This window comes from Streptomyces olivochromogenes, assembly GCF_021538895.1.
Classification (GTDB): Bacteria; Actinomycetota; Actinomycetes; order Streptomycetales; family Streptomycetaceae; genus Streptomyces; species Streptomyces olivochromogenes_A.
On the sequence record NZ_JADDRL010000142.1, the window covers coordinates 1 to 22,149 of the forward strand.

General features: G+C 72.8%; 24 protein-coding genes and 1 pseudogene. 7 read left to right on the top strand and 18 right to left on the bottom strand.

From position 1 onward, the window contains the following. The 3 genes and pseudogenes from IPZ69_RS40970 to sigE form a co-directional block, all read right to left on the bottom strand. A pseudogene (locus IPZ69_RS40970) lies at window positions 1–906 on the bottom strand (hypothetical protein); the annotation flags it as partial. Window positions 907–1,039: 133 nt separating this feature from the next. Beyond that, on the bottom strand, window positions 1,040–2,044 hold the full coding sequence (locus IPZ69_RS40975; protein ID WP_235459843.1) for an anti-sigma factor family protein: 1,005 nt from the start codon (window positions 2,042–2,044) through the stop codon (window positions 1,040–1,042). Then, the gene (gene sigE / locus IPZ69_RS40980; protein ID WP_235459859.1) at window positions 2,041–2,757 is read right to left on the bottom strand and encodes an RNA polymerase sigma factor SigE; all 717 of its coding nucleotides are present in this window, start codon (window positions 2,755–2,757) and stop codon (window positions 2,041–2,043) included. Before sigE ends, IPZ69_RS40975 begins: the two co-directional genes overlap by 4 nt. A gap of 223 nt (window positions 2,758–2,980) precedes the next feature. On the opposite strand from sigE, the gene IPZ69_RS40985 reads away from it, so the two are divergent. Next, window positions 2,981–3,679 carry an O-methyltransferase gene (locus IPZ69_RS40985; RefSeq protein ID WP_308407593.1) on the top strand — a complete coding sequence of 233 codons (699 nt, stop codon included), beginning with the start codon at window positions 2,981–2,983 and terminating at the stop codon, window positions 3,677–3,679. Between the two features lie 75 nt (window positions 3,680–3,754). Here the strand turns inward: IPZ69_RS40985 and IPZ69_RS40990 are convergent, their stop codons facing one another. Both IPZ69_RS40990 and IPZ69_RS40995 read right to left on the bottom strand, forming a co-directional pair. After that, window positions 3,755–3,922: a DUF3117 domain-containing protein gene (locus tag IPZ69_RS40990; RefSeq protein WP_018544333.1), complete on the bottom strand. Its 168-nt coding sequence runs from the start codon at window positions 3,920–3,922 to the stop codon at window positions 3,755–3,757. Between the two features lie 142 nt (window positions 3,923–4,064). Further along, a complete protein-coding gene (locus IPZ69_RS40995) occupies window positions 4,065–4,229 on the bottom strand; it encodes a hypothetical protein (RefSeq protein WP_235459844.1) in 165 nt (54 codons plus the stop codon). 64 nt (window positions 4,230–4,293) lie between these two features. Here IPZ69_RS40995 and IPZ69_RS41000 point away from each other — a divergent pair, with 64 nt between their 5' ends. Further along, window positions 4,294–5,097 carry a 2-cyclohexenylcarbonyl CoA isomerase gene (locus IPZ69_RS41000; RefSeq protein ID WP_235459861.1) on the top strand — a complete coding sequence of 268 codons (804 nt, stop codon included), beginning with the start codon at window positions 4,294–4,296 and terminating at the stop codon, window positions 5,095–5,097. On the opposite strand, the gene IPZ69_RS41005 is transcribed toward IPZ69_RS41000, so the two are convergent. Together IPZ69_RS41005 and IPZ69_RS41010 are read right to left on the bottom strand one after the other, a co-directional pair. Beyond that, window positions 5,094–5,699 carry a DNA-3-methyladenine glycosylase I gene (locus IPZ69_RS41005; RefSeq protein ID WP_308407592.1) on the bottom strand — a complete coding sequence of 202 codons (606 nt, stop codon included), beginning with the start codon at window positions 5,697–5,699 and terminating at the stop codon, window positions 5,094–5,096. The two genes, IPZ69_RS41000 and IPZ69_RS41005, sit on opposite strands and share 4 nt — an antisense overlap. Then, window positions 5,696–6,046: a DivIVA domain-containing protein gene (locus IPZ69_RS41010; RefSeq protein WP_235459845.1), complete on the bottom strand. Its 351-nt coding sequence runs from the start codon at window positions 6,044–6,046 to the stop codon at window positions 5,696–5,698. The genes IPZ69_RS41005 and IPZ69_RS41010 overlap by 4 nt, the downstream gene beginning before the upstream one ends. A 126-nt stretch (window positions 6,047–6,172) precedes the next feature. Here IPZ69_RS41010 and folP point away from each other — a divergent pair, with 126 nt between their 5' ends. Further along, window positions 6,173–7,033, top strand: coding sequence for a dihydropteroate synthase (gene folP / locus IPZ69_RS41015; protein WP_235459846.1), 861 nt, complete (start codon window positions 6,173–6,175; stop codon window positions 7,031–7,033). Window positions 7,034–7,067: 34 nt separating this feature from the next. Here the strand turns inward: folP and IPZ69_RS41020 are convergent, their stop codons facing one another. After that, window positions 7,068–7,826 (bottom strand): LOG family protein, encoded by a 759-nt coding sequence (locus tag IPZ69_RS41020; RefSeq protein ID WP_235459847.1) that lies wholly within the window; start codon window positions 7,824–7,826, stop codon window positions 7,068–7,070. Between the two features lie 114 nt (window positions 7,827–7,940). After that, a complete protein-coding gene (gene dapE / locus IPZ69_RS41025; protein WP_235459848.1) occupies window positions 7,941–9,020 on the bottom strand; it encodes a succinyl-diaminopimelate desuccinylase in 1,080 nt (359 codons plus the stop codon). Between the two features lie 94 nt (window positions 9,021–9,114). Between dapE and IPZ69_RS41030 the strand changes: the two genes are divergently transcribed. Together IPZ69_RS41030 and IPZ69_RS41035 are read left to right on the top strand one after the other, a co-directional pair. Further along, window positions 9,115–10,104: a heavy metal transporter gene (locus tag IPZ69_RS41030; RefSeq protein ID WP_235459849.1), complete on the top strand. Its 990-nt coding sequence runs from the start codon at window positions 9,115–9,117 to the stop codon at window positions 10,102–10,104. Between the two features lie 311 nt (window positions 10,105–10,415). Beyond that, window positions 10,416–10,880, top strand: a complete 465-nt coding sequence (locus tag IPZ69_RS41035) for an ATP-binding protein (RefSeq protein ID WP_235459850.1) — start codon at window positions 10,416–10,418, stop codon at window positions 10,878–10,880. Between the two features lie 111 nt (window positions 10,881–10,991). On the opposite strand, the gene IPZ69_RS41040 is transcribed toward IPZ69_RS41035, so the two are convergent. Beyond that, the gene (locus IPZ69_RS41040; protein ID WP_235459851.1) at window positions 10,992–12,089 is read right to left on the bottom strand and encodes a bifunctional succinyldiaminopimelate transaminase/glutamate-prephenate aminotransferase; all 1,098 of its coding nucleotides are present in this window, start codon (window positions 12,087–12,089) and stop codon (window positions 10,992–10,994) included. Between the two features lie 116 nt (window positions 12,090–12,205). Next, the gene (gene fdxA, locus IPZ69_RS41045; RefSeq protein WP_018089397.1) at window positions 12,206–12,526 is read right to left on the bottom strand and encodes a ferredoxin; all 321 of its coding nucleotides are present in this window, start codon (window positions 12,524–12,526) and stop codon (window positions 12,206–12,208) included. A gap of 140 nt (window positions 12,527–12,666) precedes the next feature. On the opposite strand from fdxA, the gene IPZ69_RS41050 reads away from it, so the two are divergent. Continuing rightward, window positions 12,667–13,686, top strand: coding sequence for a GNAT family N-acetyltransferase (locus IPZ69_RS41050; protein ID WP_235459863.1), 1,020 nt, complete (start codon window positions 12,667–12,669; stop codon window positions 13,684–13,686). A 32-nt stretch (window positions 13,687–13,718) separates the two neighbouring features. After that, complete coding sequence (locus IPZ69_RS41055) at window positions 13,719–14,570, top strand: transglutaminase family protein (RefSeq protein WP_235459852.1); 852 nt, start codon at window positions 13,719–13,721, stop codon at window positions 14,568–14,570. A gap of 26 nt (window positions 14,571–14,596) precedes the next feature. Here the strand turns inward: IPZ69_RS41055 and IPZ69_RS41060 are convergent, their stop codons facing one another. The 7 genes from IPZ69_RS41060 to mshB form a co-directional block, all read right to left on the bottom strand. Then, entirely contained in the window at window positions 14,597–15,211 is a 615-nt protein-coding gene (locus tag IPZ69_RS41060) for a response regulator transcription factor (RefSeq protein WP_235459853.1), read from the bottom strand. A 10-nt stretch (window positions 15,212–15,221) separates the two neighbouring features. Continuing rightward, complete coding sequence (locus tag IPZ69_RS41065; protein ID WP_235459864.1) at window positions 15,222–16,403, bottom strand: sensor histidine kinase; 1,182 nt, start codon at window positions 16,401–16,403, stop codon at window positions 15,222–15,224. Between the two features lie 5 nt (window positions 16,404–16,408). After that, window positions 16,409–17,167, bottom strand: a complete 759-nt coding sequence (locus tag IPZ69_RS41070) for an ABC transporter permease (RefSeq protein WP_235459854.1) — start codon at window positions 17,165–17,167, stop codon at window positions 16,409–16,411. Further along, the gene (locus IPZ69_RS41075) at window positions 17,161–18,093 is read right to left on the bottom strand and encodes an ABC transporter ATP-binding protein (RefSeq protein ID WP_235459855.1); all 933 of its coding nucleotides are present in this window, start codon (window positions 18,091–18,093) and stop codon (window positions 17,161–17,163) included. Before IPZ69_RS41075 ends, IPZ69_RS41070 begins: the two co-directional genes overlap by 7 nt. A gap of 96 nt (window positions 18,094–18,189) precedes the next feature. Beyond that, window positions 18,190–20,571 carry a hypothetical protein gene (locus tag IPZ69_RS41080; RefSeq protein WP_235459856.1) on the bottom strand — a complete coding sequence of 794 codons (2,382 nt, stop codon included), beginning with the start codon at window positions 20,569–20,571 and terminating at the stop codon, window positions 18,190–18,192. Between the two features lie 156 nt (window positions 20,572–20,727). After that, window positions 20,728–21,144 (bottom strand): DUF6113 family protein, encoded by a 417-nt coding sequence (locus tag IPZ69_RS41085; protein ID WP_235459857.1) that lies wholly within the window; start codon window positions 21,142–21,144, stop codon window positions 20,728–20,730. Next, the gene (mshB, locus tag IPZ69_RS41090; RefSeq protein ID WP_235459858.1) at window positions 21,141–22,004 is read right to left on the bottom strand and encodes an N-acetyl-1-D-myo-inositol-2-amino-2-deoxy-alpha-D-glucopyranoside deacetylase; all 864 of its coding nucleotides are present in this window, start codon (window positions 22,002–22,004) and stop codon (window positions 21,141–21,143) included. Before mshB ends, IPZ69_RS41085 begins: the two co-directional genes overlap by 4 nt. Between the last annotated feature and the right edge of the window lie 145 nt (window positions 22,005–22,149).

Here is a 22,149-nt window from a genome sequence, read left to right on the forward strand (position 1 = left end):
CGGGACCGCAGGCCCCTGCGGCGGGGCGGAGGCCGGGGGCGGCGTGACGGCATGCCCCTGCGGCGGGACGGACGCCGGAGGCGGGACTGGCGAGGTGGCCTCCACCGGTCCAGGGTGCGGCGCCGGAGAGGCGTGCTGCATCGACGGGGCGAGCGGCGGCGAGGAGGCGTGCGGGCCCGAGCGGGCGTGCGAGGCCGAGGAGGCCTGCGGGGCCGTCCCGGGCGCCGACATCGCCGTACCGTGCGCGGGGGTGGTCGCCGGGTGCTGGACCGGCGGGGCGGGCGCCCAGGGGCCCGGCTCGCCGTACGGAGGGGTGCTGTAGGGGTCGGGGTCGTGCAGCGGCTTGGGACGCTCACCGGACGGACCGCCCGGGACGTCGGCCGACGGCATCCCCTCGGTCATCGCCGAGGACTCGACACCCGACCCGCCCAGGGCCACGGCATCCTGCACGACCGCATCCGCGCCCACGACGGGCTCGTCGTCCTGCGGCCCGACCGACCCCGCATCCACCGCACCCGGCCCGACCTCCCGGCCGGCCCACTCCGCGGCCCGCACAGCCGACTCGGTGTCCCCCACGACGGGCTCACCGCCCGGCGTGCCCCGCTCGGCGCCCGGGACTCCCCGTGCGCCCTCCACTGCCTCGGAGGCAGGCAACGGAGCCCTCAGCTCGAAGTCGCCCTCGGCGTCCGTAGCGGCGTCGGTCGCAGGCAGCGCGGGGCGTGGGAGTTCGAAGTCGCCGTCGGCCAGTGGCACCGTCGGGCGGGCGAGCTCGAAGTCGGGGTGGGCGTCGGACGAGGCGGACAGCGCCCCGGACCCGGCATCGGCCCCCGCCGCCTCCCCCCGAGGTCGGCTCCACCACTTCGCCTTGGCGGGCTTCGTGGGCTTTGGCGGGTTGCCCTCGTTCATGCTCTCCCCACGGCTGGCCGCGGCCCGGCGCGTCGCTGGTGGCCGCGGATGATCGACTCCGTGCCCACGGCAACGCCCGGGCACGCCCCACCCAGGATTCAACCAGGTTCGTGGGACGACGCGCAGAGGCCGGTCAGGGGGCCGTTCGGGCGGGGTACGAGGGGGATGCCGTGGGGGTGGGCGCGGAGGCCGAGTCGGGGACGGGTGCGGCGAGCAGGCCGGGGCCCGGGGCCCTGACCTCGGGGGCCGCGGACCAGGAGGCCAGCGAGATCGGCGCGGCCGTGTTCAGCGGTCGTATCAGGGGCGACATGACGGCGGCGCCGGCCATCACCGGTGCCGACAGCCCGTGCCCCGTGCCCGGTGTCCGACCGGCGGCGGGCGGCTGCATGCCGGGCAGCAGCGGGGCGGACACCGAGGTCGGCATCGGGGCCTGGCCGAGGAGCGTGCTCTGCGCGAGCAGCGGCGCCGCCGAGCGCCGACGCTGGGTCTCGGGCGCCGAGGCCGCCGCGCCGCCCTGCGAGCGCGCGGGCGTCACATTGCTGCCCGCTCCGGAACCGCCGCGGGCGTCCGCGCCGGAACCGCTCGGGATGCCGGTGGTCACGCCGCCGAGCGCGACCGCGGCCAGCGACACCGCCCCGGCGGCGACGAACGCGAACCGCATCCCGCGCGAGGCGGCCCGGTCGGCGTCCGGGCGGCCGACGGGGTGGATGCGGAAGCCGCGGTCGGCGGCGGGCACGGCCGAGCCGTGGGGACCGGCGGGGACGTAGCCGAACTCGAACGGCTCGTCTCGTCTCACACCGAAGATTCCGCCGGCGGGCATGCGTCCGGCGGAAGTGCCGGGAAGACCTCCCCCGGACAGCGGGGAAACCCCGCCGTCCTCGTCACCTCCCCCAGGCAGACCCTGGAGGCGGGCCAGGAAGCTCTCGGAGGGCGACGGCGGGGCCGCCGCGGCGAAGACGTTCTTCAGTCGGCGCTGGGCGTCCGCCTCCGCCTTGCACTTGGCACAGGTGGCCAGGTGGGCCAGGACGCGATCGCGCGACTCGTGACCGAGCTCCCCGTCCACCAGGGCGGAGAGTCGGTCTCCCAGGTGCTGCTCTGCGAGGTGTCCCTCGGCAGGCTTCGGCCGTGATCCACTCACGCGGTCGCGCCCCCTCCTCCCAGTGCGGGCACACGGGCCATGAAGGAGCGCCGCTCGGCGGCACGGGCCTCCGGGGACCGGTGGGCGAGTGCCTTGCGGAGCTGGGAACGGCCACGGTGGATACGGGAGCGGACCGTGCCGAGCTTCACGCCGAGGGTCGCGGCGATCTCCTCGTACGACAGTCCTTCGATGTCGCACAGGACGACCGCGGCGCGGAACTCGGGCGCGAGGGTGTCGAGGGCCTGCTGGACGTCCGCGTCGAAGTGCGCGTCGTTGAAGACCTGCTGCGGGGTCGGCTCCTTGCTGGGCAGGCGCTCGGCCGCGTCCTCCCCCAGCGCGTCGAAGCGGATGCGCTGCTTGCGCCGGACCATGTCCAGGAAGAGGTTCGTGGTGATGCGGTGCAGCCAGCCCTCGAAGGTGCCCGGCGTGTACGTCGACAGGGAGCGGAAGACGCGGACGAAGACCTCCTGCGTGAGGTCCTCGGCGTCGTGCTGGTTGCCCGTGAGGCGGTAGGCCAGGCGGTAGACGCGGCCGCTGTGCGTGCTGACGATCTCCTCCCAGGTGGGCGGAGTCCACGCCTGCCCGTCCGCGTCGGTGGAGAAGGTCGCGGTCTGGGCGTCACCGGCGGCGAGGCCGGCGGCGTGACGGTGGTCAGCAGCGGTGTCGTTCACGGATTTCGGCCTGCCCGCCGATCCGAGAAAGCGCCGCAGCACTCCTCCCCGATCCACAGGCGCAGCCGCACCTCCCCTGTCGGCTCTGGTGGTGTCCAGTGGAGCCCCTACCATAGCCACCTCGCCCGTTAGCTCCGGATAAGCGGTTTTACGAGAATTTGATCTGGGCTGACACGGCTCATACGCCTGTGCCAGCACTTGCTCGTCGTCGTGATCCATCCGTGTCCCCCCGCTCTGTCTCCCACCCCTCTAAACGCCCGGTCCCATCTGCGGGTTCCCGACACCAACGGATACAGTCACGCCCAGGCAACCACGGGGACAGGAGAGGGTCATTACCGGCAACCGGCTGACGAGCTGGGCGTTCGCCGACGCCTTTGTCGCCGAGGACGACGCACTGCGCTGGGCCCGTGAGCGGGCCCGGGAGGCAGGGCTGCGCTCGGTGTCGCCCGGCACGGGCGCCGCGCTGCGGTTGCTCGCGGCCACCGTGGACGCCAAGGCGGTCGCGGAGATCGGCACCGGCTGCGGCGTCTCCGGGATCCATCTGCTGCACGGCATGCGGCCGGACGGCGTGCTGACCACCGTGGACCCCGAGCCGGAGCACCAGCAGTTCGCCCGGCAGGCGTTCCGCGCCTGCGGCTTCGCCAGCAACCGGGCCCGCTTCATCCCGGGCCGCGCCCTGGACGTGCTGCCCCGGCTCGCGGACGCCGGCTACGACCTCGTCTTCTGCGACGGCGACCGGCTGGAGTACCTCGACTACCTCGCTGAATCGTTGCGCCTGCTGCGTCCGGGCGGGGTGGTGGTCTTCGAGGGCGTCTTCGGCAACGGCCGCACGGTGGACTCGGGACCGCAGCCGACCGAGGTGCTGCGGCTGCGGGAACTGCTGCGGACCGTACGGGAGAGCCAGGAGCTGGTGCCGTCCCTGCTGCCGGTGGGCGACGGGCTGCTGTGCGCGGTCAAGCGCTGACCCACCCGTGAGCATGCAACTGCCCCGGCACCGCATGCGATGCCGGGGCAGTTGAAAGGTGTGGTCGCTGGCGCGTCAGACGACGACCTTCTTGAGGGCGTCGCCGAGTGCCTCGGCCTCGTCAGGGGTCAGCTCGACGACGAGCCGACCGCCGCCTTCGAGCGGAACGCGCATGACGATGCCCCGCCCCTCCTTGGTCACCTCGAGCGGGCCATCGCCCGTCCGCGGCTTCATGGCCGCCATGCTCGTTCCCCTTCCTGAAACCAGCTCATCGTCTGCCGACGGCCCTGGAGGGCACGCGCGGTCCGTGCAAGACACGCGACACCGGCATCGAACACATTGCTTCCAAGCCATTATCCCGCATCTCAGGACCCGATGACCAACATCAGTCGGCATCGCTTGGGCAACGCGCGCGAGCAAAACCACTCAATTCGGGGATGTGGCTGCGATACTTCGCCACCGCGCGGACATCTGCCGGCGCGAACCCGATCGGATTTGTTTGACGCAGGTCACACGACCGGTCCGGCCCATGGACGGTGATCTCCGCCATGCTGTCCCTCGGACAGGGACGTACCGTGCGGTACGTCAGAGCCGCGACACCGGAGGGATACGCCATGGCCGACACCGTGCTCTACGAGGTGAGCGACGGGCTCGCGACGATCACGCTGAACCGCCCCGAGGCGATGAACGCGCTGAACATCGCGACCAAGGTCGCCCTCCGGGACGCGGCACAGGAAGCGGCGGCCGACGGAACCGTACGGGCGATCCTGCTCACCGCCGCCGGGGACCGGGCGTTCTGCGTGGGCCAGGACCTCAAGGAGCACATCGGCTTGTTGGCGTCGGACCGCGAGACCGGCTCCGGGCAGACGATGACCACGGTGCGGGAGCACTACAACCCGATCGTGCGGGCGCTGGCCGAGGCGCCGAAGCCGGTGGTCGCGGCGGTGAACGGGGTCGCCGCCGGGGCGGGCCTCGGTTTCGCGCTCGCGGCGGACTACCGGGTGGTGGCGGACACCGCGTCCTTCAACACGTCGTTCGCGGGCGTCGCCCTGACCGCCGACTCCGGGATCTCCTGGACGCTGCCCCGGGTCGTCGGCCCGGGCCGCGCCGCCGACCTGCTGCTCTTCCCGCGGAGCATCAGCGCCCAGGACGCCCACGACCTCGGCATCGCCAACCGCGTCGTCCCGTCCGCCGAGCTGCGGGCCGAGGGCGCGAAGGTGGCGCGGGCGCTGGCCGACGGGCCGACGGTGGCGTACGCGGCGATCAAGGAGGCCGTGGCCTACGGGCTCACCCACTCCCTGGACGAGACCCTGGGCAAGGAGGACGAACTCCAGACCCGCGCGGGCCGGTCGGAGGACCACGCCATCGCCGTCCAGGCGTTCGTGAACAAGGAGAAGCCGAAGTACCTCGGCCGCTAGGTCCCGGACGGGCTGGTCGCGGCCGTTCTGCTGACGCAAGTCTCCAGGTGGTCGTTGACCAGCCCGCACGCCTGCATCAACGCGTACGCCGTCGTCGGGCCGACGAAGCGCAGGCCCTGCTTCTTGAGCGCCTTCGACAGGGCCGTGGACTCCGGGGTGACCGCGGGGACGTCGGCGAGGGCCCTCGGCACGGGCCGGGCGGCCGCGTCGGGGGCGTGGGACCAGATCAGGGTGTCCAGCTCGCCCGGGGACCAGTCGGCCAGCACGCGCGCGTTGGCGAGCGTCGCGTCGACCTTGGCGCGGTTGCGGATGATGCCCTCGTCGGCGAGGAGCCGTTCCCGGTCCTCGTCGGTGTAGGCGGCAACCTTCTCGATCCTGAAGTCGGCGAAGGCGGCGCGGAAACCGGGCCGGCGGCGCAGGATCGTGATCCAGGACAGGCCCGACTGGAAGGCCTCCAGGCTGAGGCGCTCGAAGAGGGCGTCGTCGCCGTGGACGGGGCGGCCCCACTCCTCGTCGTGGTACGTCAGATAGTCCGGGGCGGACAGGGCCCAGGGGCAGCGCGGCAGGCCGTCGGGGCCGGACTGGGTGGCGTCGTCGCTCACTGCTGGTCCTCCGGGGCGGGCTTGGCCGGCCGGGCGTGCGCGGCGGCCTGGGCGCCCGCCAGCGCGGACTCCAGGTCGGCGATCCGGGCGTCCCGCTCGGCGAGTTCGGCCGCGAGGCGGCCGAGGGCGTCGTCCACGTCCGCCATGCGGTAGCCGCGCGCGGTGAGCGGGAAGCGGAGGCTCTCCACGTCCGCGCGGTGGACGGGGCGGTCCTGGGGCAGCGGATCCTGCAGCCGCTCCGGCGCCGCCTCGGGCAGCGGCCCGCTCTCGCCGCCGCCCACCACGGCGAGTGTCACCGCGGCGACCACAACGGCGAGCGCGACGACCAGGAACAAGAACATAACCATCGCTGGGTCCCCACGCTTCGGTGTGCTCGTTGTCGAAAGTGTCTGGGTCCGATCGTGCCATGCGAGTCTGACAGTTAGGGTCACAGGCGGCCGTGGTCGGGGACGTACTAGGAGAGGTCACAGGGCATGCTCAGGCTGGGCAGGCGGGAATTCGAGCCGCACGAGCCGGTGATCATGGCGATCGTGAACCGGACCCCGGACTCCTTCTACGACGGGGGTGCCACCTTCCGGGACGAGCCGGCGCTCGCGCGTGTGGAGCAGGCGGTGGCCGAGGGCGCCGCGATCATCGACATCGGCGGGGTCAAGGCCGGGCCCGGGGACGAGGTCACTCCACAGGAGGAGGCGCGGCGGACCGTCGGCTTCGTCGCGGAGGTACGGCGGCGCTTCCCGGACGTGATCATCAGCGTGGACACCTGGCGGGCCGAGGTCGGTGAGGCGGTCTGCGAGGCCGGGGCGGATCTGCTGAACGACGCGTGGGGCGGCGTCGATCCCCAGCTGGCCGAGGTCGCGGCGCGGTACGAGGTGGGCCTGGTGTGCACGCACGCGGGCGGTGCCCAGCCGCGGACCCGGCCGCACCGGGTGACGTACGACGACGTGATGGCCGACATCCTGCGGGTGACCGTGGGGCTGGCCGAGCGGGCGGTGGCGCTCGGCGTGCCCCGGGAGTCGGTGCTGATCGATCCCGGGCACGACTTCGGCAAGAACACCCGGCACAGCCTTGAGGCGACGCGGCGGCTGGAGGAGCTGGTGGCGACCGGCTGGCCGGTGCTGGTGTCCCTGTCCAACAAGGACTTCGTCGGGGAGACCCTGGACCGGCCGGTCAAGGAACGGGTGTTGGGGACCCTGGCGACGACCGCGGTCTCCGCGTGGCTCGGCGCGCAGGTGTACCGGGTGCACGAGGTCGCCGAGACGAAGCAGGTCCTGGACATGGTGGCGTCGATCGCGGGCCACCGTCCCCCGGCGGTGGCCCGCCGCGGCCTGGCCTAGGCCCCCGCTCGGGTCCTGGGCCCCCGCTCGGGTCCTAGCGCCCCGCCTCCTTCGACACCAGCGCCACCGCTTCCTCCACGTCGTCCGTGACGTGGAAGAGGAGCAGGTCCTTTTCGGAGGCCTTGCCCTGGGCGATCACGGTGCTCCTCAGCCAGGTGACCAGACCGCCCCAGTACTCGCTGCCGAAGAGGACGATGGGGAACCGTGTGACCTTCTGGGTCTGCACGAGGGTGAGGGCCTCGAAGAGTTCGTCCAGTGTGCCGAGGCCGCCGGGAAGCACCACGAAGCCCTGCGCGTACTTCACGAACATCATCTTCCGGACGAAGAAGTACCGGAAGTTGAGACCGATGTCGACGTAGGGGTTGAGGCCCTGCTCGAAGGGCAGCTCGATGCCGAGGCCGACCGAGGTGCCGCCCGCCTCGCAGGCGCCCTTGTTGGCCGCCTCCATCGCGCCGGGACCGCCGCCGGTGATCACCGCCCAGCCGGCCTCCACCAGCCCGCGGCCGAGCCGTACACCGGCGTCGTACTCCGAGGAGTCCACCGGAGTGCGCGCCGAGCCGAACACGCTGATCGCGGGCGGGAGTTCGGCCAGGGTGCCGAAGCCCTCGATGAACTCCGACTGGATCCGCAGGACCCGCCAGGGGTCCGTGTGGACCCAGTCGGACGGGCCGCCCGCGTCCAGCAGGCGCTGGTCCGTCGTGCTCGCGGTGACCTGCTGCCGCCGCCGGAGGACCGGCCCCAGGCGCTGCTCCTCCGGTGGCTGCTTCTTGCCCTCGGGGTTGCCAGTAGCCATGTGCGCTCCCTCCGCGTGCAGGTGTTTCCACGCCAGAGTAGATCCAGCCGGGTTACGCACGGGGGACGTGAGCATGTCCGCAATGAAGCGCCCGGCCCACGCCCTTCGCCCGCCTCAGCCGGTCAGCCACGCCCGGAGGCGCTCCTCACCCGCCAGGATCTTGGCGATTTCGACCCTTTCGTCCCTCTTGTGCGCCAAGTGCGGATTGCCGGGTCCGTAGTTGACCGCGGGGACGCCCAGGGACGAGAAGCGGGACACGTCGGTCCAGCCGTACTTCGGCTGCGGGGTGCCGCCGACCGCCTCGATGAAGGCCGCCGCGGCCGGGTGCGACAGTCCCGGCAGGGCGCCGCCGCTGTGGTCGTCGACCACGAACTCCTCCACCCCGCAGTCCGCGAAGACCTCGCGGACGTGCGCGATCGCCTCCTGCTCGGTCCGGTCGGGGGCGTAGCGGAAGTTGACCGTGACCACGCAGGCGTCGGGGATGACGTTGCCGGCCACGCCGCCCGAGATGCCCACCGCGTTCAGGCCCTCGCGGTACTCCAGGCCGTCGATGACGGGGTAGCGCGGCTCGTACGCGGCGAGGCGGGCCAGGATCGGGGCGGCGGCGTGGATCGCGTTGGAGCCCATCCAGCCGCGCGCCGAGTGGGCCCGCTCACCGCTCGTCTTCAGCAGCACCCGCAGGGTGCCCTGGCAGCCGCCCTCGACCTGGCCGTCCGAGGGCTCCAGGAGGACGGCGAAGTCGCCAGTCAGCCACTCCGGGTGCGCCTCGGAGACGTGCTTGAGGCCGTTCAGGTCGGCGGCGACCTCCTCGTTGTCGTAGAAGACGAAGGTCAGGTCGCGGTTGGGGGCGGGCACCGTGGCCGCGATGCGCAGCTGCACCGCCACGCCGGACTTCATGTCGCAGGTGCCGCAGCCCCACAGGACCCCGTCCTCGTCCAGCCGCGACGGCACGTTGTCGGCGATCGGCACCGTGTCGATGTGGCCGGCCAGGATCACCCGCTCGGCGCGGCCCAGGTTCGTGCGGGCGACGACGTTGTTGCCGTACCGGTCGACGGTCAGGTGCGGCAGAACACGCAGCGCGGTCTCGATCGCGTCCGCGAGCGGCTTCTCCGTGCCGCTCTCCGAGGGGAAGTCGACGAGCCGCGCGGTCAGCGCCGCGGCGTCCAGCGTGAGATCAAGCGAGGTGTCGGCCATGGTGACGACCCTAACGCTCCCCCGCCCGGCGGCGGTCCGCAGCGGCCGCCCCACCCGCCGCTGCGGCCCCGGCGGCCTCCAGTACCTTGTACGCGTGCCAGAGCCGTCCCCCCAACCTCCCAAGCGTCGTGGCCGCCTCTTCCGCTTCAGTTCGGCGGTCGCGGTCCTGTTGGCCCTCGCGGGCTACCTCGTGGTGCAGTACGTGACCGGGGGCACGGGTGCCCCGGGCTGCAAGGTGGTCTCGGGCAGAGGGGGCGGGCCCCAGTACGAGTTCAGCCCCGAACAGGCGGTGAACGCGGCGACGATCGCCGCCGTCGGCACCGGGCGCGGCATGCCGGAGCGGGCCGTGGCCATCGCGCTGGCGACCTCGCTGCAGGAGTCGGGGCTGCACAACATCGAGCACGGCGACCGTGACTCGCTGGGCCTGTTCCAGCAGCGCCCCTCGATGGGCTGGGGCACCGAGAAGCAGATCATGGACCCGGCGTACGCGGCGGGCACCTTCTACGAGCACCTGGCCAAGGTCCCCGACTACAAGCGGCTTCCGCTGACCGTGGCCGCGCAGCGCGTGCAGCGCAGCGGCTATCCGGAGGCGTACGCCAAGCACGAGCCGGACGCCTCGCTGCTGGCCGCGGCCCTGACCGGGCAGTCGGCGGCCACGCTGACCTGCCAGGGGCGGCCGGAGGTGAGGACCGAGGCCGCGGCCACGGGGCCGGACGCGGTGCGGGCCGCGCTGGTACGGGACTTCGGGCGGGACGCGTTCCAGGAGACCGGCGCGGAGGTGAGGGCCACGACGGCGGCCTCGCCGTCCCCGAGCGCGACGGCCGGGGCGCACGGGCGGACCGTGACCGTGCCCGTGCCGCCGGCCGGCAAGGCCGACGCGGGCCGCACGGCGAAGGAGCGGGGCTGGCAGCTGGCCCACTGGGCGGTGGCCAACTCCTCGGCGCTGCACATCGCGCGGGTGTCGTACGCGGGGCGGGAGTGGACCGCCGGGAGCACGGACAGCCACTGGCGGCCGACCGGCGCGCCGGGCACCGCGGGCGCGGAGCGGTCGGCGGGTTCCGTGCGGATCGTCACCGGGCAGTAGTGCGGGGCTTCGCCCGGAAGGGTCATGGCGCGCGGCGCGCGGTGACGATGTGCGCAGGTTTTCGTGCGGTCACCCGCGGATGCGCCAAGACCCTTGGAAACGCGGCGCGGTAAGGATTCTGCGGACTCCACAGAACGGCGCCGTTTGCCCGTTTTTATCCACAACCGATAATGCGATGCGTTACCGACTCTTTACCTTTGGCGTCCGCAACCTTCGCGGGTTTCGAGCGGTAGTCACTGCGTCCGAGCCCGGAGATCAACTGCCGGGCACGGTCGGACACTTCCACGTTCTCTCCCGTCGAATGGAGCATCATGTCCCTCCCCCTGACCCGCCGGATCGCCCGTGCCGCGCTGCTCGTCGCAGCGGGAGCGGCCGCCGGGGTCGGTGCGGCCGGCTCCGCCAGCGCGGCCCCGGAACTCCCCGCCGCCCCGAACCTGGGCGGGCTGACCGCCCTGGACGGGGCGCAGGTCGGCAACACGGTCGACGGCGCGACGCAGCACGTCACCGGCGTCGTGGGTGAAACCGGCGGCCAGGCGGTCAAGAAGGCGCTGCCGGCCGCGGGCAAGACCGGCGGCAAGGCCGTGAAGAAGGCGGCGCCCGCGGCGCAGAAGGCGGCCGGGGACGCGGCGGGCTCCGCCGGGGACCTCGTCGGTGACGCCACCAAGACGGCCACGAAGGGCGGACTGCCGACCGACTCCCTCACCAAGGGCGGACTGCCGACGCAGGGGCTGCCCACCTCGTCCCTGCCGACGAGCGGCCTCCCGCTGGGCGGCTGAGACCGGCCGAGGCCGACCGCGGCCGACCGCACGGCGACGGGGTCCGGGGAGCTGCTCCCCGGACCCCGTCGCTTCGCCTGTGGCGGCATGTGGCGGCATAGGGCGGCCGGACTACTCGGCCAGCCTCCGCACCGCCGCGGCGACCCGCTCGTCGGTCGCCGTCAGGGCCACACGGACGAACGTCTCGCCCGCCGTGCCGTAGAAGTCGCCGGGGGCGACCAGGATGCCCCGCTCGGCCAGGTGGGCCACCGTGTCCCAGCAGGACTCGTCGCGCGTTGCCCAGAGGTACAGGCTGGCCTCGCTGTGCTCGATGCGGAAGCCGTGCGCCAGCAGGGCGTCGCGCAGGGCCGTGCGGCGGGCGGCGTAGCGCTCGCGCTGCTCGCGGACGTGGATGTCGTCGGACAGGGCCGCGACGACCGCCGCCTGCGTGGGCGCCGAGGTCATCATGCCGCCGTGCTTGCGGATCTCCAGCAGGGGGCCGAGGACCGCCGGGTCGCCCGCCAGGAAGGCCGCGCGGTAGCCCGCCAGGTTGGAGCGCTTGGACAGGGAGTGGACCGAGACGATGCCCTCGTACGAGCCGCCGTTGACGTCCGGGTGCAGGACCGAGACCGGGTCGGCCTCCCAGCCCAGCTCGATGTAGCACTCGTCGGAGAAGACCAGGACGCCGTGCTCGCGGGCCCAGGCCACGATCCGGGTCAGCTCCTCCTTGGACAGCACCTTGCCCGTGGGGTTGGACGGCGAGTTCAGCCAGAGCAGCTTCAGGCCGGCGGGGTCGAGGTCGGTCGGGTCGTCGTAGACCTCGTACTCGGCGCGGGCCAGCCGGGCGCCGACCTCGTAGGTCGGGTAGGCCAGACGCGGGTACGCGACCTTGTCGCCGGGGCCGAGGCCCAGCTGCGTGGGCAGCCAGGCGACCAGTTCCTTGGAACCGACGATCGGCAGGACGTGGCGGTGGGTGACGTCACGGGCGCCGAGCCGGCGCCGGAGCCAGCCGGTGATCGCGTCGCGCAGCTCGGGCGTGCCCCAGACGGTCGGGTAGCCGGGCGAGTCGGCCGCGTCGATCAGCGCCTTCTGGATCAGCTCGGGGACCGGGTCGACCGGGGTGCCGACGGACAGGTCGACGATGCCGTCCGGATGCGCCGCGGCCGTCTTCTTGTACGGCTCCAGCCTGTCCCAGGGGAAGGTGGGCAGGCGGTCGGAGACTGCGGACACGGTTCTCTCGCTCACTTTCGTCTGGTACGGAAAACGCCTCGGTCCCGTACGGCGATCACAGCGATCGGGGCGATCGAGGCCGTACGGGACCGAGGCGGCGCGGATGCGGGCCGCTCTTACTGGTTCTGCGGCGGCAGCGCGGCGATGAACGGGTGGTCGCGCTCGATCAGGCCCAGCTTGCTGGCGCCGCCGGGGGAGCCGAGCTCGTCGAAGAACTCGACGTTCGCCTTGTAGTAGTCCTTCCACTCCTCCGGAGTGTCGTCCTCGTAGAAGATCGCCTCGACCGGGCAGACCGGCTCACAGGCACCACAGTCGACGCATTCGTCCGGGTGGATGTACAAGGACCGGGAGCCCTCGTAGATGCAGTCGACCGGGCACTCCTCGATGCACGCCTTGTCCTTCACGTCGACACAAGGCTGCGCGATGACGTAGGTCACGCTGTCGTTCCTCCTCGATAGGGCGCTGGCGGGCCTCTTCAGGCTCCGCCGCCTGGCGCGCGGGAGCGCGGCGTCGTCGTTGCCCGCACCTAGTATCTCCGTTCTTGGGCATGATCCGAACAGGAGGGGTGAACCGACCTGTGGAAATCTCGGCCGCCGGACGACTTGAGGTCCGCATCACCGCTGCTGACGTGGGCAAACGGGTCTCCGTACGGCGTTTGACCGAACACGCCGTCACCCAGGAGAAGTTCACCGACACGGTGGGTGTTCTCACATCATGGGACGACGGTGTGCTGCTGATCACACGGAAGAACGGGGAGAGCGTCCGGATTCCGGAATCCTCGCTGGTGGCGGGCAAGGTCGTACCCGCGGCTCCGGCGCGTCGCCGGGGTCCGGCGGCCACGTACGAGGAACTCGCGTCCGTCTCCACGCGTGCTTGGCGACCGGTGGAGAGCGAGCGGCTGGGCGAGTGGGAGCTGCGCGCCGCGGGCGGGTTCACTCGACGGGGCAACAGTGTGCTGCCGCTCGGCGACCCCGGTCTTCCGCTCGACGCGGCGCTCGATGCCGTACGACGCTGGTATCGCGAACGTGGACTGCCCGCGTACATCCAGACCGCGACCGGTGCCGCCGGTACGCAGGAGTCGCTGTGCGCCGAGCTGGAGCGCCGTGGCTGGGTGCGTGAGGTGACCGCCGAGCTGTGGGTCGGCGCGCTCGCCCCGGTCGCGGACCGGGCCGAGGGCGCGGACGTGGTGCTGTCCCGGGAGGCGGACGAGGCCTGGCTGGCCCGCTACCGGCGCAAAGGGGTGAGCGAGGTGGCCCTGCGGGTGCTCGGCGGAGGGCCGTCGGTGTGGTTCGCGACCGTGCCCGGTGCTGGCGGCGGTGCCCCGGCCGCGATCGGGCGGTGTGTCGTCGACGGGCGGTGGGCCGGTTTCGCCGCCGTCGAGGTGGATCCGGACCTGCGACGGCGGGGGCTGGCCACCGAGGTGATGGCCGCGCTCGCCCGGCGGGCCCTGGACGAGGGCGCCTCGGCCGCCTGGCTGCAGGTGGAGACCGGCGACGAGGCGGCGGCGGCCCGCGCCCTGTACGCCGGGCTGGGCTTCGCGGCGCATCACGCGTACCACCATTACCGGGAGCCGGATATCTCCGGCGCCGGCGAGTAGTACGGATCGCTGTGAAAGGGCACGGACCAGTCATGGGTCCCCCTTATCCCCCACTGCCCGAGCGGTCCGCCGAGGTGCGGCAGCGGTTCGCCGAGGAGGCGCGGGCCGAGCGGCCCGATCTGTCGACGCTGTGTCTGCTGCTGGCCGCGCAGGCGGACGGCTCCCTGGACGAGGCGGGCACGGACGCGGCGCAGATCGAGCTGGACCGGCTCGCCGGGCTGCTGCCGTACCGGCCCGGCTCGCCCCTGGCCTGGGCGACGGCGCTGCACCAGCTGCTCGGCGTGGGCTGCGGGTTCCGCGGCTGCGCCGCCGACTACCACCGGCTGGAGTCGTCGCTGCTGCACGAGGTGCTGCGCCGCCGGCGCGGGCTGCCCATCCTGCTGTCCCTGGTGTGGATGGAGGTGGCGCGCCGGGCCGGGGCTCCGGTGTACGGGGTCGCGCTGCCGGGGCACTTCGTCGTCGGGTTCGGCGCGGCCCAGGAGCAGGTGCTGGCCGACCCCTTCGACGGCGGGCGGGTGCTCACGGGCACGGACGCGGAGCTGCTCGTCGTCGGGGCGACCGGGGCGCCGCTGGAACCGGCGATGCTCACGCCCGCGGCGCCTCTCGACGTCGTCCTGCGGATCCTGAACAACATCCGCGCGTGGGCCGCGGCCCGCCCCGAGCGTTCGGACGTGGCGCTGTGGGCCGTGGAGCTGTCCCTGCTGCTGCCCTCGCACCCGGCGCGGCTGCGCTACGAGAGGGCCCAACTGCTCGTACAGCGCGGTGAGTTCGTCTGCGGGGCGGCGGAACTGGACGCGTACGCCGAGCTGGTGGCCGCGGTGGACGAGTCGGCGGCGTCGCGCGTACGCCACCAGGCACACGCGGCCCGGGCCAGACTCAACTAGGAACCTTCACCGAGGTCCAGGACCGGCTACAGCCAGCCCTTCTCCCGGGCTGTCCGTACCGCCTCCGCCCGATTGCGCACCGCCAGTTTCTGGATCGCCGTCGAGAGGTAGTTGCGGACCGTGCCCTGGGACAGGTGCAGGGCGGCCGCCAGTTCGGCGTTGGTGGAGCCGTCGGCCGCGGCACGCAGGACCTCGCGTTCGCGTTCGGTGAGCGGGTTGGCGCCCTCGGCGAGCGCGGCCGCGGCCAGGGTGGGGTCGATGACGCGCTCCCCGGCGAGCACCTTGCGTACCGCTTCGGCGAGTTGGGCGGCGGGGGCGTCCTTGACCAGAAAGGCGTCGGCGCCCGCCTCCATGGCGCTGCGCAGATAGCCGGGGCGGCCGAACGTGGTGAGGACGACCAGTTTGACCGCGGGGAGCTCCTGGTGCAGCCGGGCCGCCGCCTCGATGCCCGTACAGCCCGGCATCTCGATGTCGAGCAGGGCGACGTCCACGCCGTGTTCCCGCGCGGCGGCCAGCACCTCGTCGCCGCGCGCGACCTGGGCCACGACCTCGATGTCGTCCTCCAGGCCGAGCAGGGCTGCCAGTGCCTCGCGGACCATCGACTGGTCCTCGGCGAGAAGGACCTTGATCGTGCTGCTCATGCCCCGGATATTACGTCCCCGCGGTGTCCACGGGCACACGGGCGACCAGCCGGAACCCATGCCTGACCCGGCCAGCCTCCAGGGTGCCGCCGACCTTCTCCAGACGCTCGGTCAGACCGGTCAGGCCGTTGCCGGGGCCCTTGACCGGGCCGCCGGGTCCGTCGTCCTCGACGGAGAGTTCGAGGACGGCGCCGTCCAGGGTCTGCCGGCGCAGCACCTCCACCGCGCACTTCTGGGCGCCGCTGTGCCGCACCACGTTGGTGACCGCCTCGCGCAGCGCCCAGGCGAGCGCGGACTCGCCGTCCTCGGGGACGCCGGTGAGGTCGGGCTCGGCGGGCACCTCGGCGGTGACCCCGGCGGCGGTCAGGGCGACCTGGGCGCCGGCGAGTTCGGCGGCCAGCCGGGGGCGCCGGTAGCCGGTGACGGCCTCGCGGACGTCGACCAGGGCCTGCCGGCTGACCTGTTCGATGTCGGCGACCTGCTGGGCCGCCTTGTCGGGGTGGTCGGGGAGCATCCGGCCGGCCAGCTCGCTCTTCAGCGTGATGAGGGAGAGCGAGTGGCCGAGCAGGTCGTGCAGGTCGCGGGCGAGGCGCAGGCGCTCCTCGTTGGCGGCGAGCTGCGCGACGGTGGCGCGCGCCTTGCGCAGCTCGATGGTGGTGCGGACCAGTTGGACGACGCCGGTCATGGCGAACCCGATGAGGATCACCAGGATGAGCAGGTCCAAGGCATGCTGCTCGCCGACGCGCAGTCCGGCGAGCAACATCACGCCCGCCGTCCCCGGGATCGCCCAGAGGGCGGCCCGCAGCGGCAGGGTGGCCCCGCAGGCGACGGAGACGTAGCAGTACAGGGCGAGCCAGGGCGCTCCGAGCGTGAGGGTCAGCAGGGTCGCCAGCACACCGATGACGACGATCAGGCCGCCGACCCGCCGGGTGGTGACCACCCGGCCCATGTCGCGGAAGACCAGGGTCAGATAGACCCCGACGAAGACCGCCAGGCCGAACCAGCCGGCCACGGTCGCCCCGGTGGTGTGGTTCCCGGAGACGAGGTCGTGCACCGGGGCACTGAGGAAGACCAGCCAGACGCCGATCCACAGCATCTTGCGCAGGAACAAATCGCGTCGGTTGCCCGGGGACTGCCCCAGCGGGATCAGCTGGTCCCGGCGGCCTTCCTCGGTCAGCGGGTCTTCCGTCATCGTGCTCACGCCTTCAGCGTGTCCTTCCGGTACAGCCAGGCCGCGCCGCCGGCGAAGAGAACGAAGAAGACGGCGAGGATCGCGATGTCCTGGGCGGCCGGCGTCTGGCTCTGCTCGATCGACCGCCCCAGGGCAGCGTACGCGTGCGTGGGCAGCCACTTCGCGATGTCCTGCAGCCACTGCGGGAAGGTCGTGGTCGGCATCCACAGGCCGCCCAGCATCGACAGGCCGAAGTAGGTGATCATCGTGATCGGGCGGACCGCGTCCCCGCTGGCCAGGTAGCCGATGGCGACGCCGAGCGCGGCGAAGACCAGGCTGCCGGCCCAGATGGCGCCGGTGAGGGCGAGCCACTGCCAGGCGTCCAGCCGTACGTCCTTCACGGCCGCGGCGACGACGAAGACGATGATGATGGAGGGCAGGCTGACGACGGCCGCGCTCGCGGTCTTGGCGAGGACGTAGCCGCGGCCCGGCAGGGTGGTCAGCCGCAGCTGCCGTACCCAGCCGCTCTCGCGCTCCTTGGCGATGCGCTCGCTGTTGCCCATCAGGACGGCGGTCAGGGCGCCGAAGGAGGCCATGGAGACCATCATGTACGTCGGCAGGGTGAGCCCGGTGCCGTCGATCTTGGTCTTGCTGTCGGCGTTGCCCGCGATCAGCAGGAACAGGGCCGAGGGGTAGATCACCGAGAAGAAGAGGAACTTGCGGTTGCGCAGGGCGCGGGCGAGTTCCAGCTTGATCAGTGCCCGCGTAGCAAATGTATTCAGCATGACTGCTTGGCCTCCTCGGCCTCCGTGATGGCGACGAAGGCCTGCTCCAGGCCGAGCCCGGCGACTTCGAGGTTGCGGGGGTAGACGCCGAGGCCGTACAGCGCGTGCACGGTGGCGTCGGCGTCGGTGGACTGGATGCGGACGGTCTGGCCCGAAATGTCGATGGTGGCCAGGAAGGGCAGCCCGCGCAGCGGGGCCTCGTCGATGGCGCCCTCCAGGTCGAAGGAGATCCGGCGCGCGCCCGCCTTCGCCTTGATCTCGGCGGCGGTGCCGTCGGCGAGGAGCCGGCCGCGGTGCAGGACGAGGACGCGGTCCGCGATGGCGTCGGCCTCTTCGAGGTAGTGGGTGGCGAAGAGGACCGTACGGCCCTGATCGGCCTGGTCGCGCATGGTGGCCCAGAAGGCCTGGCGGGCGGAGACATCCATGCCGGTGGTCGGCTCGTCCAGGACGATCAGGTCGCTGTCGCCGGCGGTGGCGAGGGCGAAGCGGACGCGCTGGGCCTGGCCCCCGGAGAGCTTGTTGACCTTGCGGTCGGCGATCTGGGAGATGCCGGCGCGGGCGAGCACGTCGGCGACCTTGTACGGCTTCGGGTGCAGATCGCAGGCGAGCCGGACCAGCTCGGTGACGGTGACCTCGTCCATCAGGCCGCCGCTCTGCAGCATGGCGCCCACGCGCCCGGCGACGATCGCCTCCCGCGGGCTGGTGCCGAAGACGTTCACCGTGCCGCCGTCGGCCTGCTTGAGGCCGAGCAGCAGGTCGAGGGTGGTGGACTTGCCGGCCCCGTTCGGCCCGAGCAGGGCGACGGTCTCGCCCGGGTACAGCTGGAGCGAGAGCCCGTCGACGGCCCGCACGCTCCCATAGGTCTTGCTCACCTGATCGAACCCGACCACCGGGGTGGTGCTGGTGGTCGCCGCAGTCATTGTCATGCCGACCATGGTGTCGGCGGCGGCGGTGGGCCCGGCAGTGTCGGGGGTCCTGAGTGCCGGATGACAGATGTCATGTCATCCGGCGCCTCGGGTGGATCAGCTCGGGTCGGTCTTGATGACGGCGACCCGGTCGGTCTTGCTCGTCAGGGCCGTGCGCAGGGCGACGTACACGTCCTGGGGGGTGACGGCCGTCTTCTTGCCGTTGGCCCGGGTGATGAGCACCCCGTCGAAGGCCTGACCGTACAGCTGCTTCAGGGCGTTCAGGTCCGGGGCGTCGGTGAGCTTGCCGTCGGGGGTCGCCTTCACCCGCAGGAACTTCCACAGCGAGTTCTGCGGACTCATCGGGACCGAGTGCACCGCGTCCGTCTGCACGGTCACCTTGGCGGACATCGCCGGCTCGGCGAACGCCTTCATCTCGCGGTCGACCTCGGCGTTCGAGACCTTCGGCTGCTGGGTCGTGGTCGGCACGGTCACGGGCGTCGCCGTGTTCGTCTCCACCATCGCCTGGTACGCCTGCTCGATCGCCTTCGTCGAGCCGGCCGCGTCGATGCCCTTGCCCGCCTTGCCGTACACCGCGACGGCCTTGCCGGACTGGAACGTGATCGAGCCCTCGGTCACCGAGCCGGCACCGCCGCCGACGTCCTGCAGGGCGGCCTGGAGCTTCTCCTCGTCGACCGGCATGACCGGCTCGACGACACGCTCCTGGCCGAAGAGGGAGCCGATCACGGAGATCGGGTTGTAGTCGCTCTGCGCGGCCGAGCTGACCGTGGCGGTGGTGTCGAACTGCAGGCCCGCCTTGTCCGGCGTGAGCGCGACCGTCTTGCCGCCCACCGACAGCTTCAGCGGCTTGTTCACCCGGTCGCCGAACGCCTCGTCGAGCTTCTTGACGGCGTCGTCGCGGGTGCCGCCGCCGATGTCCACGCCGAGCACGGTGGTGCCCTTGGGCACGTCGGAGTGGTTCATCAGCAGCCCGGCGCCGTAGGCACCGATGCCGACGACGACCACCAGGCCGCCGAGCAGCACCAGCTTGTTGCGGCCCTTCTTCTTCTTGGGCTTGCTCTGCGGCACGTTCTGCGCGACCGGCTCGGGCAGCTTCGGGGCCGTGTGCGGCACCGGACCGTCGGTGCGCGCGCCCGGTCCGAACGGCGAGGTCGCGCCGGGCGGGACGACCGGGATGCCGCTGGTGACGGTGTGGCCGGAGACGTTGTCCGCCGGGGAGCCGTAGCCGGGCATGCCCGTTTCGGGGGCCGGCTTCTGCGGGGTGAGGATCGCGGTGTCGTCGCTCAGACCGCCGCCGGGGCCACGCCCGGCGGTGGGAGCGGCGCCGCGCGCCGCGCGCGGTCCGCCGAAGTCGTTCGGGCCACCGGGGCCACCGGGGCCACCCAGACCGCCGGGACCGCCGGGACCGCCGGGACCGCCGGGACCGCCCGGGCTGGTGAAGGACTCACCGACCTGCATGCCGAGGTCGCCGGGGGCGCCGCCGACGGGCGGCACCATCGGGCCGTCGCCGGTGACCGGGCCGCCGGTGGGGCCCGAGGGGCCCTGCGGGCCGCCGGGGCCGCCCTGGCCGCCTGCTCCGTTGAAGCCGCTGGGGCCGCCCGGGCCGTTCGTGGCGCCGAAGCCGTTCTGGGTGCCGCGTCCGTCGTCCGAGAAGTACGGCAGGTCGTCGCGGCGCGGCTCGTCACCGGCCCCGGCACCGGCGCCGGGGCGGGAGCCGCCCAGCGGGCCCGCGGCCAGCGCCTCGGTCACGTCGAAGGAGCCGGTACCGCCGCCGTGCCCGGGAGCCACGGGTCCGCCGGTGGCGCCGGGAAGTCCCGCGCCCTTGGTACCGCCGGGACGGGAACCGCCCGGCACGCTCATGGAGCCGACCACGCCACCGGGGCGGCCCGCACCGGACCGGGTGCCACCGGAGGCACCGGGACGCGCGGCGCCACCGGCCGCCGTACCGCTGCCGCCCGGACGCGCGCCACCGGACGCGCCCGCGCCCGTGCCGGCTCCGGGAGCCGTCGTGCCGGCGGCGGAACCACCGGACATTCCGGCACCGTTCGTACCACCGCCGCCCTGACCGCCCTTGCCCGCGCCGGACTTGCGGGGCGCGAACCAGTCGCTCGTCTTCTCCTCGGCCGGTGCCGCGGGCTCGGCGGGCGTCTCGACGGCGCCGGTCGGGCTCGTGGGGGCCGGCGCCTGCGGCTCGACGACGGGCGTGACGCCCGTGTCGTCGGCGGCGGGGCCCTCGGCGTCCGCGACGGGCGTGCGCATCACGACGGGCGGAATGGGCCGCGATCCGGGGATGTTGATCCGGATACGCGTCGTCAGCGTGGTCTCGGTCTTGCGTTCCTCCGGCTGCGCGGCCGAACGGCCGGCACCCGTCGCGTCCTCGGAAGCCACGGGGGTCCCGTAGGGCGGCGTGCCCGAGGGGTATGCGGCTCCCCCGCGCCCGTTGGGCCCGGAGGACGGAGTGTCAGTTTCACGACTCAAGGCAGGTTCTCCCGGTTGGCTCCGCCGCCCGTCACGACCTTGCTCGGGCGGCTCGGCGGCGCGCACCACCATACTGGCCACTTCTCACGCGTAGCCCATGACCGCTGGGGAAACCCACACCGGACTCGCACGCGCGCCCTACGGCGAATTGGTACGTCACTTGGCAAGTCGGGCGGCATCGCCGCCCGGTTGCCGTCCCGGCGCAAGGGTGGCGCAGATCACAGCGAGGGCCATGCCACCGAGCAGGAAGAGGTAGGAGCCGCCTCCCGCGCCGAAGAGGAAGTCCCCTTCGGGGCGGCCCGTGCTGAGCCCGATGACGGTGATGACCCAGCCGACCGCGGGCGCGACCGCCCCGGCACGGCCGCCCACGGCGCGCGCACCGCCGAGGAACAGCCCGGCCGCGCCGACCAGGGCGAGCAGCAGCCCGCCCGGGAACCAGCCCGCCTGCACCAGGGATCCGGCGAGGCCGACCACGGCGCCGAGCACGAACAGGCCCACGTACGCGGCGATCCGCCCGGCGGAGGGGCGTTGCAGCGGCTGGGCGAGCATGGAGCCGCGTCCTGCGGAGCTCATGGCGCCACCTCGATGTCGACTCCGGCGAACAGGTCGGTCTCCCGGGTCTGCGGACGCTCGCCGTTCGCCAACTCGTAGTACTCCGTCGCGAAGACGGGCTGGGCCAGTTCGTTGGAGAGCGCGAAGTACGGTTCGGCGACCTCGATCTGGGTGGCGTGCGCGCGCATCGCGGCGGCCTTGGCGGCGGCGTGCGCGGTGCCGTCGATCGCGGTGGTGATCCGCTCCTCGTCCACCACGCCCGGTACGTCGGCGAGGGCGCCGGCCTTGGCGAAGGGCAGGCCGGGCAAATCATCCCGGAGGCGGGCGAAGGCGGCATCGGCGACGGGGCGCGGAACGCGGTTCCAATAGACCTTGGGGATGCGCCAGCCCGCGTCGGCGGCCAGCTCGACCGCTCTCATGGCGACGCGGTGGGCCTGGATGTGGTCCGGGTGGCCGTACCCGCCGTTCTCGTCGTAGGTGACGAGGACCTGGGGGCGGGTCTGAAGGATCACCTCGACGAGGTGTCCGGCGGCCCGGTCGAGGTCGGCCTGCCAGAAGCAGGCCGGGTCGTCGTTGTCGGGCAGGCCCATCATCCCGGAGTCCGTGTACCGCCCGGCGCCGCCGAGCAGGCGGAAGTCCTCGACGCCGAGCTCCCGCATCGCGGCCGTGAGCTCGCCCAGCCGGTACTCGCCGAGGGCGGCGCCCGTCAGGTGCGCCAGCTCTGGCGGAATGACCTCACCAAGCTCTCCGAGGGTGCAGGTGACCAGCGTCACCCGCGCTCCCTCGGCCGCGTACGCGGCCATGGTCGCGCCGTTGTTGATCGACTCGTCGTCCGGGTGCGCGTGCACCAGGAGCAGACGCCGAGCGGGCAGTTCCGTCATGCGTCCACCCTACGAGGCACCCGCCCGCACCGGGGCACCTGCCCGGGAAGGCGGTCTGGTGGCGGACTCCCGGGGGCGCTTATCGGGGGGCGGGTGCGCGGGAGGCTTGGTCACAGCCGCCGCAGTTCCGGAGGGGGTGCCGACC